The organism is Elusimicrobiota bacterium (assembly GCA_040757695.1).
GTDB lineage: Bacteria > Elusimicrobiota > UBA8919 > UBA8919 > UBA8919 > JBFLWK01.
In genome coordinates this window covers 1-13,905 of record JBFLWK010000062.1, presented here as the reverse complement: position 1 = coordinate 13,905, position 13,905 = coordinate 1, and the positions used below count along the sequence as shown (strand labels likewise).

19 protein-coding genes and 3 tRNA genes are annotated in these 13,905 nt (G+C 35.9%); 1 reads left to right on the top strand and 21 read right to left on the bottom strand.

The window, feature by feature from the left end; translation table 11 throughout:
- On the top strand, positions 1-502 hold a 502-nt coding region (locus tag AB1349_09935), incomplete at its 5' end, for a hypothetical protein (GenBank protein ID MEW6557658.1).
- 249 nt (positions 503-751) lie between these two features.
- Here AB1349_09935 and AB1349_09930 read toward each other — a convergent pair.
- The 21 genes from AB1349_09930 to AB1349_09830 all read right to left on the bottom strand — a co-directional run.
- On the bottom strand, positions 752-913 hold the full coding sequence (locus AB1349_09930; GenBank protein MEW6557657.1) for a hypothetical protein: 162 nt from the start codon (positions 911-913) through the stop codon (positions 752-754).
- Positions 914-1,158: 245 nt separating this feature from the next.
- The gene (locus tag AB1349_09925; protein MEW6557656.1) at positions 1,159-3,435 is read right to left on the bottom strand and encodes a glycoside hydrolase family 57 protein; all 2,277 of its coding nucleotides are present in this window, start codon (positions 3,433-3,435) and stop codon (positions 1,159-1,161) included.
- A 42-nt stretch (positions 3,436-3,477) separates the two neighbouring features.
- A complete protein-coding gene (locus tag AB1349_09920; GenBank protein MEW6557655.1) occupies positions 3,478-3,756 on the bottom strand; it encodes a hypothetical protein in 279 nt (92 codons plus the stop codon).
- A gap of 42 nt (positions 3,757-3,798) precedes the next feature.
- Positions 3,799-4,290 (bottom strand): hypothetical protein, encoded by a 492-nt coding sequence (locus AB1349_09915; GenBank protein ID MEW6557654.1) that lies wholly within the window; start codon positions 4,288-4,290, stop codon positions 3,799-3,801.
- Positions 4,291-4,382: 92 nt separating this feature from the next.
- Positions 4,383-5,621 carry a hypothetical protein gene (locus tag AB1349_09910; protein MEW6557653.1) on the bottom strand — a complete coding sequence of 413 codons (1,239 nt, stop codon included), beginning with the start codon at positions 5,619-5,621 and terminating at the stop codon, positions 4,383-4,385.
- A 193-nt stretch (positions 5,622-5,814) separates the two neighbouring features.
- Positions 5,815-6,009 (bottom strand): hypothetical protein, encoded by a 195-nt coding sequence (locus AB1349_09905; GenBank protein MEW6557652.1) that lies wholly within the window; start codon positions 6,007-6,009, stop codon positions 5,815-5,817.
- Between the two features lie 382 nt (positions 6,010-6,391).
- Entirely contained in the window at positions 6,392-7,063 is a 672-nt protein-coding gene (locus tag AB1349_09900) for a tetratricopeptide repeat protein (GenBank protein ID MEW6557651.1), read from the bottom strand.
- 27 nt (positions 7,064-7,090) lie between these two features.
- Positions 7,091-7,750 carry a histidinol phosphate phosphatase domain-containing protein gene (locus AB1349_09895; protein MEW6557650.1) on the bottom strand — a complete coding sequence of 220 codons (660 nt, stop codon included), beginning with the start codon at positions 7,748-7,750 and terminating at the stop codon, positions 7,091-7,093.
- Positions 7,751-7,841: 91 nt separating this feature from the next.
- A tRNA-Arg gene (locus AB1349_09890) sits at positions 7,842-7,915 on the bottom strand.
- A gap of 100 nt (positions 7,916-8,015) precedes the next feature.
- The gene (locus tag AB1349_09885) at positions 8,016-8,528 is read right to left on the bottom strand and encodes an adenine phosphoribosyltransferase (GenBank protein MEW6557649.1); all 513 of its coding nucleotides are present in this window, start codon (positions 8,526-8,528) and stop codon (positions 8,016-8,018) included.
- A gap of 125 nt (positions 8,529-8,653) precedes the next feature.
- Positions 8,654-9,496 (bottom strand): RNA polymerase sigma factor RpoD/SigA, encoded by an 843-nt coding sequence (locus AB1349_09880; GenBank protein MEW6557648.1) that lies wholly within the window; start codon positions 9,494-9,496, stop codon positions 8,654-8,656.
- A gap of 105 nt (positions 9,497-9,601) precedes the next feature.
- On the bottom strand, positions 9,602-9,877 hold the full coding sequence (locus AB1349_09875) for an acylphosphatase (protein MEW6557647.1): 276 nt from the start codon (positions 9,875-9,877) through the stop codon (positions 9,602-9,604).
- Positions 9,878-9,894: 17 nt separating this feature from the next.
- Positions 9,895-9,969: transfer RNA gene (locus AB1349_09870), tRNA-Pro, on the bottom strand.
- Positions 9,970-9,974: 5 nt separating this feature from the next.
- Positions 9,975-10,046 (bottom strand) — tRNA-Pro (locus AB1349_09865).
- 41 nt (positions 10,047-10,087) lie between these two features.
- Complete coding sequence (locus AB1349_09860) at positions 10,088-10,690, bottom strand: protein-L-isoaspartate(D-aspartate) O-methyltransferase (protein ID MEW6557646.1); 603 nt, start codon at positions 10,688-10,690, stop codon at positions 10,088-10,090.
- A gap of 26 nt (positions 10,691-10,716) precedes the next feature.
- Positions 10,717-11,067, bottom strand: a complete 351-nt coding sequence (locus AB1349_09855; GenBank protein MEW6557645.1) for a MerR family transcriptional regulator — start codon at positions 11,065-11,067, stop codon at positions 10,717-10,719.
- 16 nt (positions 11,068-11,083) lie between these two features.
- Complete coding sequence (locus AB1349_09850; protein ID MEW6557644.1) at positions 11,084-11,347, bottom strand: HU family DNA-binding protein; 264 nt, start codon at positions 11,345-11,347, stop codon at positions 11,084-11,086.
- A gap of 104 nt (positions 11,348-11,451) precedes the next feature.
- A complete protein-coding gene (locus AB1349_09845) occupies positions 11,452-12,441 on the bottom strand; it encodes an NAD(P)H-dependent glycerol-3-phosphate dehydrogenase (protein ID MEW6557643.1) in 990 nt (329 codons plus the stop codon).
- On the bottom strand, positions 12,426-13,028 hold the full coding sequence (gene plsY / locus AB1349_09840) for a glycerol-3-phosphate 1-O-acyltransferase PlsY (protein MEW6557642.1): 603 nt from the start codon (positions 13,026-13,028) through the stop codon (positions 12,426-12,428). The genes AB1349_09845 and plsY overlap by 16 nt, the downstream gene beginning before the upstream one ends.
- Positions 13,025-13,549 (bottom strand): CDP-alcohol phosphatidyltransferase family protein, encoded by a 525-nt coding sequence (locus AB1349_09835; GenBank protein ID MEW6557641.1) that lies wholly within the window; start codon positions 13,547-13,549, stop codon positions 13,025-13,027. The genes plsY and AB1349_09835 overlap by 4 nt, the downstream gene beginning before the upstream one ends.
- A 62-nt stretch (positions 13,550-13,611) precedes the next feature.
- Positions 13,612-13,905: hypothetical protein (locus AB1349_09830; GenBank protein ID MEW6557640.1), on the bottom strand; the 294-nt coding region annotated here is incomplete at its 5' end.

Here is a 13,905-nt window from a genome sequence, read left to right as displayed (position 1 = left end):
AAAAACACAAATCAAAACTCTTATATCATCAAGAACTATCACAGGAAAATTTCTATCAATTGATGCCACACCATTAATCGCTAATGTTAAAGAAAATAACCCAAAAGTATTCGTAGAAGGAAAATTTAACAAAAATAAATTCCCAAAGAACGGCCCAGACGCAAGATTAAGTGTAATGATTGTCCAAAATGCTCCTAAAAAACCTAAAAAGAAAGAACAAAAATTAAAACAGTTAGAACTACTTCAAACTTCCAATTCCAATAAGTCAAAAGATAAACAGACTCAATTCTACTGGGGTTACAAAAATTATACTATCTTTGATTCTCTATCAGAATTACCTGTGTTTGAAATAACTAAATCCGCCACAGGCGGACTGAATGTAAAATGTTTATTCCTTGTTTCAAACAACTATTCAATAACTTCAAATTCAACACGAAAGGTGTACTTGGTGATGCTATTCACGATACTGAATATACCCGCAAATTTATCAGAAAAGAACTAAAAGCAAAAGATTTTATACCCATTAACCCAAGAGCCACTAAACAAGAAATCAAATTCACAAATTCTTTACAGGCGGTTGTTATGCTTATACAAGACATGACAAAAGTTATCGCCAATCTGCTATTGACCCAAAATCACCTTACTTCAAGAAAATCTATAAACTGCAATCAGGCTCAGAAAGAGGCTTCTCAAGACTCTTAGAGTTATATATGCAATATCCTTCGGTAACTGGATTAAAAGCTGTAACTAATCATTGCACTTTAGCACATATCACTGTATTAGCCATTGCTGTTGCCGCTGTAAAAACTAATAATCCAGAAAAAATCAGGTTCATTAAGAAGCTATTAAAAATTCTTGCTTCTCGTCGGTAGACTACTTTCCATCTTTTGCCATATTTTGTTAATTTTGACAAAACCTTAAAAATTCTTCCGACGAGCAATTTTTTACCTGCTTGTCAAAGAACCAACCAAAAATTCTATTTCCGACGATACCCTATATCTTAATCAAGGGTTTTGAGCAACCCTCAAGTTTTTTATTATTTTATCTTTACAAAGGTCTTTTAGCAAGTGGTACCTTGCTACCCGGCATTCATCATACAAGATTAATCCAGTCAAAAACAGGTTTCAGGGCGAAGCCCTGACTATTTTGATGGGTTAGTTATGCAGACCAGTGTTCTTCGGAAAAGAATTTGTCGGGATGTTTAAGAATTATAGATGAGTGATATGGCCATCTTTCAAGTTCAATATCTTTTGATTTTTGTGCAGTTACAACAACAAATTCAACAATATCGCCTGTTTTTGTACCTAATTCTGAAAAAGGAACTGATAGTTCAACAATTCCTTTTTTACCTGCTGTAAAATCTTTTAACTGAATAATATTAAAATAGGCAACATTACTATTCGGGTCAATTTCTATAAATTTTTCAGGTGTGGATGGAGTGTTTGGAATAGGTCTTAAGAAAATAATTTTTAGTATAACATCTCTCGGGTATGGATAAGAGCAATCAAGCCGAAAGTATAGGTTAGTTTCATCAAATCCCCAGTAAATTGCCTTAAGACAGGTCGCAGTTTGATGCATTGCACCACTGGAGATATTAAGAACATCGTAAAATCCAGCATTATGCCATTCAAAATAACTTGTCACCTTACCATCAATTTTAGGTTTAATAAAATCAATTGGGTAGCCCCAACCCCTTCCGCCCTTCACACCGCCTTCCCATCTCTCTCCATCCTCCCGTTCCAACCATCTTCGTTTTATTTTGAGATAAAGATAATCAGGTATCTCCTCCCTTTTTTCATTTAGAAGTTTATAGACCTGCATCAAATGAGCACGAAAAAGCCGGTCAAATTCATCATCATTAACTGATGAATGGTCACTACCGTACCACCAGTTCCAATCGCTACCTTCTGCGATATAAATTTCTTTCCATGCAGCATTCAGTATATTTGTAGACAGTGTAGCCGACTTATTTATCAAAAATTTTCTTGTTTTTTCAAGATATTCCCATGCGGTATTATCTTCAGGATGACCAATCCAGATTCCGAAATTACCATTAATCCATGAACCCGGAAAAATACCATTAAGTTCATCATTATCATTTGGTGGAAATTTTTCAAGATATTCCGAGACAGTAGTGGTTAGAATGCCGTTTTTTTCCTCGTTTTGGAGTTTTGTATAAAGCGCGTTTAAAAAATCTACACCATCATTTTTATAATACTCCCAGCAATTCTCACCATCCAGAATTATACTTACGAGATGCTGTCTATTTCCCTCGTTATTCCCCCCTTTAGTATCTAACGAATTTTTTATGTCATGGAGTCGTTCTATAAAATCATCTGCAGCCTTTTCAGGCGGTATTGCATGATAAACAAACCCAATCAAGTCAGAAAGTTCATGGTCTCTGAAAATGATATTTAATGAAGCATTACCAAATTTTACTCTGTAAGGTTTATAAAGCAGTTCCTGTTTTGAGTGATTATTTATATTTCGCAATGTTCTAAAAAGGATTTCCTCATCGGTTGCAATCCAGTTTATTCCGTATTTAGCGATAGCTGGGATAATTTCTGACGAAACTGACCCTTCAGAAGGCCAGAAACCTTTAGGTTTTTTGCCAAAAATTTTTTCATAAAATGTGATACCGTTTTTTATCTGCCAGACAGCGTCTTCAGGATGTTGAAATTTTATTTTCGGCAGAAACACAAATGGCATCGCGACCCTTGCGATATTCGTATCAATTATTAAAGGCAGAATCGGATGATAATAAGGCGAGGTTGTAATTTCTATCTGTCCTTTATCCTGAAGTTCTTTATGTTTTGGCAAAACCAGTGATATTATTTTTAACGCCTCATCTAAAAATTGTTGTTTTTCTTCTTCAGAAAAATTTTTACCTTTTTGGAATAAGTTTTTTATTATCCACCCTTCCCCCCCTTCCCCCCCTTCTCCCCCTTCGTTATGATGTTGAAAGTATGGGTCTATCCAGCACAGATTAAACCACACAACGATATCACGAATATCAGAGATTGTAAAAAGTGGTTCTATTCTTTTTAGGTAAGCATCGGTAACATTATGGCCTCGCCGTTGGAACAGTTCGTTATATCTCGGATACGGTTCTATCATTGTAGGCGGGTTACACATAAAAAAATTTTTCAAGATAAACACGCGGTCTTCTTTAGAAAGTTCTTTTGTTAGTTTTCTTGAAATTTTTAAGAAATCATCAGTAGCGCCGTTTGTATAATCAATAATTTGCTCCATCAGTGATGGTGTGATATTGAATGTCTGTCTGATTTTCGGGAATTTTTCAAGGATTGCGACCATATCATAATAGTCCTTTGTACAATGCAGTCGGACCCACGGCAAAAGATATTCGCCTGTTTCAGGATTTTTATAATACGGCTGATGCTGATGCCAAACAATAGCAATATACAACGGTTTCATAATAACATTTCGTGTTGTCGACAAGTCGACAATACAACAGGTTCAAAAATATTTCTGTAGCAGTAGAAGCAATTTTTTAATAACCGAATTTGGTATAACTATTTTATAAACCATTTTGTTTTTGTATCTTTTACTATTTACTACTTTAATATTACGCAATTTAAGGAGATGTCTTTCTATAGTTTCAACCGGTATATTTAATTTTGTTGATAGTAAGGTTGGATATAAACCTTGTTTACTTTTTAATAAAACCTTTAAGATAGTTAATCTTTTTTCAGATGCCAATGCTTTAAAAATTTTTGGTAAATTGATCTTTTTCATATTTTCAACTTGTCGACTTGTCGGCAACACGAAATATACGGATTATTGGTAGTATCTTATACCGACGACAGTTAGCCATCCTGCAAATGTACCAAACTGTTCTTTATTATTTGCGTTATTAAATCCTAATCCAAGTTCTGTTCCGAAACCTAAATTTGGGAATTCATTAAAGAAAAACTCTATTCCAAACCCGCCGCTGACTGTAAGAAGCGTGTCTTTAGAATTCCCAACTTCAGCTGTTTCAGTTCCAACAAGCCCGAAACCATAAAGGTTTAAGTTTTGCTCTTCTTTCAGAATCCGCAGAAGTTTTACGCCAATATCAAAAATTGTATCATCACCGAGTGAAAACCCAACCAGTCCTTCTATGCCTATTTTTTTTGAGACCCAATGCCGAATAGAAAGTGAATTGACATTGTTTCCTGATATCTGACTGTTAAATCCAATTCCTGTTCTTTTCAGCAGGTCTTTCGCAGAACACAGATTAACACAGATGAGAATCCACAGATTAACACAGATAACAAACTTTTTTACCATTTTTCCCCCTTTCGCTTTGCTCACGAATTATGGATCGAATGCTGACCGAATGAAACCGAATATTCGGTTTTTATTTGGGTGTTATTCGTGATTTAAAATTTTGCAGATATAGCCCAGCCGATTTTATTTGCAATTACTTTTGCTGTTTCACCTACGGGCTTAAGAATTTTTAGTGGTGAGAATCGTGCATAAATAAAACTTAAATAACAGTTTTCAGTAAATTTGTATCTTACAGATGCATCCAGTTCTTCACCAAGCAATCGGTCTGTGAAAACCATTCCAGTTGGATAGTCCACTGAAAAAAGGATATAGTAATCAAAGTTCAAGTTAAGATAATTGTAAGGTTCAAACCCAACCCCGAGCAATGTTGTATGGATACCCTGATATACTGCTGATGGGAATTGGCCATAAAACTCGCTTAAAGATGCACCAAAATACTCGCCATAGCCAGCCCGTTCAAACCCATCTGTTTTATGTCCGTAAGTTGGTGCAAAACCAAGTTGGTTATCTTTCCCGGTGCCCACCGCATACTCAAACTTAACGGATGTTTCCCCGAGCCGTCTTAATTTTGAATATGCAGTCACACCCAAAAGATACGAGATACCCGAATAATCTCCGCCTGATTTTATCACTTCCAAATGATAGTCCACACCCTGTTTGAACCTCCCATCAGCCCGCAATGTCAGAAAGTTCTTTTTTAATGGTGACGATGATTCTTCTATGAAATAATACACTCTAAAATTATAATCATTATCATAAACCCAATTCCCACCAAGTGCATAAAGTGAATCATCCTTATCTTTTGTATATTGTTCGCCTGACAGTTCCGTCTTTTTTATTAAAAAGGCATCCACATCAATACTAAACGGTAGGTACCCCTTAAGGCGTATTGCATCAAAACCGAGTCCGTCATCGTCTACAATCACACCCTGCCCGATTTTGATTGACTGTCTGCCGATAGTAAAGTCAACCGGCAAGTTATTTATTTCTATAAATTTTATATACGCATTCTCAATTTGTGGTGTATAGTTTATAAATGTGATTGATGATTTCACGGTTGTATATTTTTCATTAAACTCTTTACCAAAAACACCTCTGCTTAAAAGCTTTAAGCCAACCATTACATTTTTTTTCAATTCACCGTCTAAATAAAACCGTGTTTTTTCGTAAAAATAGGAATTTTTTAATGAAGATTCTTTTTTATATTCAGGATTGGAATAACTTGTGCCACCAGTTTCAATTTCTGTACCGATTCTTACAGTAGCAAATAAAGAAGTAAAAATGTAGAAATGTAGAAAGGTAGAAAGCAGAATCAAAAAGTATTTTCTCATACAAAAATTATATCAAAAAAATTTGTAAAAATCAAATAAAAAAGTAGACGGGAATTAATTCCCGCCTACTTTTCTTTTCGCGTTAATTCGCGTTTTTCGTTTGCGAACATTTGCAAATTAAAATTTCAATGTGCAACCAATTCTCCAGTTCTTCAGGTCAAGAATGTCATTACCAGCCGCAACGCCAAGAATGTCAAAACAAACATTCTTTGACTGTTACAGTCATTAAATCTGACGGAATTATTGAAAGCGGGTCAGAGTATTCATCAGCAACAATTCCGACAAGATTTGGGTTTATACCTTGCATCCTGACAGAAGTATTGCTAAAAGATGCCAATGATAATGTTGCCATTATTGAAACCATTACTGCTAACAGAAACTTTTTCATTTTTTCCCCTATCAAAATTTGTAATTTTGTGGGCGACTATCATGCCTGAGGCAGACCCACCGTGGCGGGAAGTTGCCCATACGATTTCTATTCGTATGGGTGGGATTGCCCACCCGAACTAGATTTCCCTCAAAAAGCCTTTTCCGCATTTATCAGTGTTTAGTCTCTTTCATCTTCTTTTCCCGCCTGAAAATTTGAGAAAATTTATTTGTCGCGTATAATATATGACTGGTTTTCTGTGATTTTTCTATCTATTCGTTCAATAAGTTCTCGTGTTGCACGACTCTTGGACAATTAAGTCCATCTGTCTGTTTGAAGTTTCTTCTATACGACGGTCTGTCATATTTAATTTGTCAATATGGTTTTGTATCCTGTTTGATTTTTACTTCTGAGATTGTAGTATTTTTAATCTTGCATCTGCGATATTTTTGTATACAGTTGTCGGATTCAAACTACCAACGGTCTGATAGTAAGAAATTGCCGATTGAATATCATCTACCGCTTCACAACATCTTGCAAGACCAAGTTGCGCTTCCGGGACAAGATAATGTGCAGAGTAGTCATTCAAAAGTTGTTTGTATGTGGTTATTGCGTCCTGATATTTTCCTGCGGATTCCTGTGAATTACCAATATCAAAAAGTATCATTGCGCCGAGATCTTCTTTCTTTTTTAATAAAGGTAATGCGGTTTGATACGACTTGACTGCTTCTTCATAATTTTTTTTGTGATGTAATGCTTCTGCTTTGTAAAAATGTGCATAGCCGCCCTGAAGCCCTGTCGGATGTGCTTGAATTATCTGGTCGCAAAGTTGAATCGTCTGGTCAAGATAACCTGCTCGCAAATACATAGATGCAAACCCGATCTGTTCTGTTGCCAACTGCGATGCTTTTGTAAGACGGTTGATACTGATTACAGCGATAATAATAATGATTCCAGCCACCGCAACAGAAGCAATGATTACATCACGATGTGCTTTTATATAAGGGATAGCAATTTCTATAAAATTTATTAAAAAATCCTTTTTGAGTTCATCTTTTACCCATTGACGAGCCATAGATTCTCCTTCGGAGAGAATTAAGAATTAAGAACTAAGAATTAAGAATTTATGTAATAGGTTTTTAGCGTTATTTTGCATTTGCTGAAAATCGCTATAATTTAGGTTCGCTTCTTTAAGCACAGATTTTATCTTTTTATCATCTAATAAATCTTCAGGTTGATGTGTATCTGTATTCAGCACAAGTTTCACAATTAGCTTATTAGCTAATTTGCTAATATACGAATTAGCTTTTCTGTGCCCAGTTCTTGTTGTGATTTCTAAAAGAACATTGTTTTTTTTGGCAAGTTTTACATCTGCGTCTGTTATATATCCTGGATGTGCAAGTATATCGCATTTAGATAAAATCGCTGCTCTGTTTGTCCCTTCAGGCACCGGTTCAACTGGTGATTCACCGTGGACGACAACAATTTCACTGCCGAGTTTTCTTGCCTGTTTTACCGCTTTTACTACAAGTGGCGGTGGCACATATGTTATTTCACAGCCGGCAATAACCTTGATTTTGTAGTATCTGCTTAATTCATATGTAATCCGTTTTGTTCGCGTTACAACAAAATCCATATTTGAAAAATCACAATGGTCAGTTAGAGCAATTGCTCTATAACCTGCGTTTTTTGCACGACAGACCAGTTCAGAAGGCAATAAAACACCGTCAGAAAATAATGTATGCGTATGTAGGTCAATCATAATAAAATCAAGTTAAAGGTTAAAGGTTAAAGGTTAAAATGTTTTGCTGTAATTTTAATTTTAACTTTTTACCTTTAGCCTGCCTTTAATATGCCCCTGGGCAGATTTGAACTGCCAGCAACCGGTTTAGGAAACCGGTGCTCTATCCATTTGAGCTACAGGGGCATTCAAAAACTGCAGAGCAGTTTTTGAGGTTGAAGGTTAAAGGTATAAATTAAAATCCAAAAAATTTTAACCTTTTATTTTTTATCTTTCACCTGCCTTTTTAGTATTTTATTAAAGAACAAATTTCGTAATTTTTTAATTTTTCGTAAGGGTTCAAAAACGAAAGTTCTATTAGAAAACAGGTTCCTACAATTTTACCGCCGAGTTTTTCAACTAATGTGCACACTGCTTTTGCGGTTCCGCCGGTTGCTAATACATCGTCAACAATTAACACATTTTCATCTTTTGCGATTGCATCTTCGTGTATCTCAAGAATGTCGGTGCCATATTCAAGTTGGTATTCTTCACAGACAGTTTTATACGGTAGTTTCCCTTTTTTTCGTATTGGAACAAATCCAACACCGAGTTTCAGTGCCAGTGCAGCCCCAAAAATGAACCCACGCGATTCCATAGAAGCGATTTTGTCAATTTCCTTGTCTCTATATTTTTTTGCCATCTTGTTGATTGCCAGCCTAAAACCTTTTGCATTTTTCAGAAGCGGCGTGATATCTTTGAAAATAATTCCCTGTTTCGGAAAATCCGGCACATCTCTAATAAGTTTTTTTAAGTTCATAATCGCTCCGCTAAATCACGAATAACACATTGCGAATTACATCACGAATATTCACGAATAAAACCTTGCCCTTATTCGGGTTAATTCGTGATATTTGCCTTTATTCGTGTGCCTCTATTCGTGATTTACATCTCGTCCTTTTCTAAAAACTGTAGTTTCATAACTGCCTGTTTTATTTTTCTGAATGCGGTTGATTCAATCTGTCTGATTCTTTCCCGAGTCAATTTTATTATTTTTCCGACCTCTTCAAGTGTATGCGAAATTTCACCTCTTAACCCGAATCGCAGGATTATTACCTCTCTTTCGTTTGCTGAAAGTTTTTCAAGAACCGTCTCTATCTGTTTGGTTATTTTCAAGTATTTGATAAGCAAAGTCGGGTCTTCCTTGCCACCGTCTGAAATAACATCCGATAGCGAGATTGTTTCTTCATCATCAATTTTCATATCAAGTGATGCTGCGGATTTAGAAAGTTCAAGATTTTCTAAAAGATGTAGAATATCTTCTGGCGAAAGTTTCAATCTTCTTGCAATCTCTTTGGAAGTAGGATGTCTGCCAAGTTTCTGTTTAAGCAGTTCATATGCAGTAAGCCATTTTCTTAACCGTGCGATGATATGCTCGGGGATTCTTATTGTTTTAAGTTGGGTTGATACATAGCGAGAAATACACTGCGTTATCCAGAAAGTCGCATATGTAGAAAAATAATAGCCCTTTTTTATATCGTATTTTTCAATCGCTTTCATTAACCCAAGATTCCCTTCTTCAATTAAATCGGAGAATGGGATACCCTGTCTGTAATACTTTCTTGCAATTGGAATCACAAGACGGAGGTTCCCTTCAATCATTCTTTTTTTGGCATTTTTGTCGCCCTTCTTGATTTTTGGCATCAGCACTTCAATTTCCCGTTTCGTTATTTTCGGGATTTTTTTGATGGTTGAAAAATACAGTTTTACAGGGTCAAGCATATCCATATACAGTCTAGAAGCAGATCTACGCAGAATAATGTGCTGATTCACGCGGAAATTTCAGCGTTTATCTACGTTCTAATCTGCGTTATTCCGCTTCTACTCCTTTAATTAAAATGTTATATTGAAATCAGCGAAATTGTTTTTTGCAATTTCTGTTTTTGATATTTTTAGATTTTCTACTCTTGCATAAAAATGTTTTGTTTTAAGAGTGTTTGCAAAAATGTCAAGAGTTTCGTTTTCACCTTCTGCCATAATCTCTACATCGCCGTTTAATAGATTTCTTACCCAGCCGGTTATTTTTAACTGTTTTGCCTCTCTTATAACAAAATATCTGTAACCGATTCCCTGAACTTCACCTTGAACTATTATATGGTATTGAAACATCAGTATTTTTATGTATTTCGGGGCGACTGGATTTGAACCAGCGACCTCATGGTCCCGAACCATGCGCGCTAAACCATCTGCGCTACGCCCCGGAATTTCGGGGTGACAGGAATTGAACCTGCGACCACTCGCACCCCAAGCGAGTGCCCTACCACTGGGCCACACCCCGGTCAAAGTCAGCGATTAAGCGATTAAGTAATTAAGTGAAAATCAATATTTTCCAATTAAAGGTACAAAAACACAGCCACCATAATTTTGTGTTTCTAACTTACCGTGAATTTTGTCACCAACAATCAAATCCTGCGAGAACCGTTCACCGACGGGTATTACAATCCGTCCGCCTTCTTTAAGTTGCTTAATTAGCGCTTCAGGGATTCTGTCGGCAGCTGCAGTAACAATAATTCTGTCAAATGGTGCTGATTCTTTCAGCCCTTCTGTACCATCAGCTTGATATAAAAAAACATTTCTATAGCCAAGTTCTGAAAGTATTTTTTTGGATTTTTCATAAAGTGTAAAAATTCGTTCAACTGAATAAACCGTTTTTGCCAGTTCAGCCAGAATTGCCGTCTGATAGCCCGAACCGGTTCCTATCTCCAAAACCGTTTCACTGCCTGTTAGATTAAGCAATTTCGTCATAATCGCTACAATATACGGCTGTGATATTGTTTGTCCTTCGTCAATAGGTAATGGGTGGTCGTCATATGCAGAAGTGTAAAACTTTTTATCAATAAATTTTTCTCTTGGAATTTTTAAGAAAGCATCTATTACTTTTTTATCAGAAATTCCGCGTGCAATAATTTGTATTTCAACCATTTTGTCTCGTAAATTTCTAAAATCATTCATTTTAACAAATCCAAAATTATTTGTAACTCTTTTTTTGTTTTTTTGAGTGTATCAATCAGTACAGATTCTCGCCCGAAATCCAAATCGGCTTGTTTTTTTCTTTTCCGTTTCTCTTCAATCAAAAACCGTTTAGCGCCCGCGATTGTGAATCCTTTTGTATAAAGTAATTCTTTGATTCTAAGAATTAAAGAAATATCCTGATGGGTATACTTTCGCTGCCCTGATGATCTTCTGGCTGGCCGCAAAATTCTAAATTCCTGTTCCCAGTATCTTAGAATATAAGGTTTTACACCGGTTATTTTTTCTACTTCACCTATTGAAAAATAATTTTTATCTTCTATCTCCATATTTTAATTTTAACCTTTAACTTTCTAATGGTATTTCTGACGGCTTGAAACGTATCACCCGTTTTGGCATAATTCGTATAATTTCTTTTGTTTTCGGATTTCTTACACGGCGTTCTTTTCTCATTTTTGCATAAAGCGTTCCAATACCTTTTAAGTGAACTTTTTCACCTCGCGTAATCGCTTTTTTTACTGATACTAAAAACTCTTCAAACGCATCCGCTGCCTCTTTTTTACAACAGGTTCTTTTTGCCAGCTGCTCAATAATTTCTTTTTTGTCCATATCTGCTCCACTCACACACGGAACTATCACGGAACTTTTATACGAACCTAACTTGGAACTGTTCTGCGTCTGTTCTGTGTTTTGTTCTGTGTCTGTTTTGCGTTCTATTCGGGCTTTACACTTCTTGACATAAGTGATGGAATTGCGTTTTTAGGATTTCTATTTTCAAAAATTATTTTATAAACCTCGTCTGCTATTGGCATTTCAATATTTAATCTTTTTGAAAGTTCTACAACAGCTTTCGTAGTTGGCACACCTTCAACCACCATTCCGATTTTTTGTAGCGCTGTTTTTACTGCCAGTCCTCTACCTACAAGTTCACCAAAATTTCTGTTTCTGGAATTTTTAGAAAATGCTGTCATTACTAAATCACCGATACCTGTTAATCCATAAAATGTTTCTTTTTTCGCACCGAGTTTTACACCCAGCCGTGTAATTTCAACCAAACCACGGGTTATTATTGCCGCAGCGGTATTATCACCAAGTTTCATTCCGCGTGCGATACCGGTAGCGATAGCAATTATGTTTTTTGTTGCGCCGCCGATTTCAACTCCAATAATATCGGAATTAGTATAAATTCGTAAATTTGTGGTTGACAAATTTTGCTGGATTATTTCGGCAATTTTTTTATCACCCGCAACAACTATTGTTGTTGGTAGTTCTTCTGCAACCTCTTTTGCAAAACTCGGACCTGATAAAACTGTTATGTTTCTTATATCAACCGAATTGAGTTCTTCATTGACCACATTCGCTAAAAGTTTGCCGGTTTTTATCTCAATACCTTTACTGACAACAACAAAAATCTGGTTCGGGCTTACATATTTTTTTATTTTTTTTACTGTATCTCGCATTGTTTGAGATGGTACAGCAAACACTATTATATCTTTTCCGGTAATTGCAAGATTGATATTGTCGGTAAGTTGGATTTTTTTTGTCAATTGTAGATACGGAAAAAAAAGTGGATGTCGGTTTTTCTTGAGATATTGCAGTCGTGTTTTAGAAAATTCCCAGAGTGTTATTTGATGACCTTTTTTGTTCAGATGTTGTGCGAGTGTAGAACCCCACGCACCTGCACCTATTATAGAGATTTGCATTCAGTCCTCGCGGTATGGCTTAAAATTTTTTTGATATTTGATTTATGTCGCCAGACAATTATGATTGCTAAAACTATTGAAATACAAATTATTACTGTTGGACGTTTCAGAAGATATAAAAATAATGGGAGCGATATTACTGCTGAAATTGAGCCTAACGCAACATATTTTGTTAAAGCGAATATAACTACAAAAACCAGCAGTGCCAGGAAAGTTGCCACAGGTATGAGTGCTAAAAAAACGCCAAACCCGGTTGCGACCCCTTTCCCACCCTTAAAGTGCAGAAATGGTGTCCAAATATGTCCAACAATCGCGCAGAAACCTGCAAACAACGGAACAGTCAACGATGGTTCAGCAAATATTTTTCTGCTTATATAAACCGGAACAAATCCTTTAAGAACATCCAATAAAAAAGTGACTCCGGCTGGGATTTTACCGACGGTTCGCCAGACATTAGTAGCGCCCGGATTTCTGCTGCCGTGTTGTCGTATATCAAGCCCGTAAAAAATTTTTGTAATAAGATATGCGGTTGGAATTGAACCAAACAGGAATGATATAACTAAAATTAACAAAATTGAAATAATCATTTTTCAATTTCTTTGATTCCAGCAAAAATATAATTAAAAGTTGAAACAATAATACAGATAAGCATCAAATAAGTAGAGGCGGTTAAAATTTTGTCAGATATATTTACAAGAATAAAGAATATCACGCACATTTCTAAAATTGTTGATATTTTACCCGGCAATGTCGGTGCGATAACAGAGTTGCCGGTGAGTTGATACCGTAAGAACCAGCCCAACGAAATAATAATATCTTTTGTAAGCACGACAATCGGTATCCACACAGGTATTTCTTTTAATGCTGCAAAGGTAATAAATGCACTCATCAAAAGAAACTTGTCTGCAAACGGGTCAAGAAATGCACCCAGTGGCGTTCTCTGCCCGAGTTTTCGGGCGATAAGTCCGTCTAAAAAATCGGTAACAATGCAGAACACAAATATAACTACTGCAAGTTTGGTATTTTTTGAAATAATACTTATTACAAAAATAGGAACTGCGATAATTCTTGCGACTGTTAGTTTATTAGGTAGCGTAAGATTTTTCATAAAATGCAGATTACACAGATTTCTAACGACGATTGCGCAGATTTTAGCGACCCTGATTTTTATCAGATTTTAGCTGCAGTAGATAGAAAGTTTTGAATCTGTCCCCAGTTTTTATCGTCAATCAGAATTCTTAAGACAGCGTGTTCTTTTTGGGGCGTATATTGTACAATTTTACCGACTGCTTTTATTTTTTCAACAACTGAAAACAGGTTGTAAGGTAGTATTACTTTTTTATATTTAAGTTCACTATCAAATTTTTCAGAAAGTATCTCTAATAACTCGGAGATACCCTCGCCAGTTTTAGCTGAAATATGGTGATAATTTCGGGAAGTAGCCCCTCCCCCCCATCCCCCCCC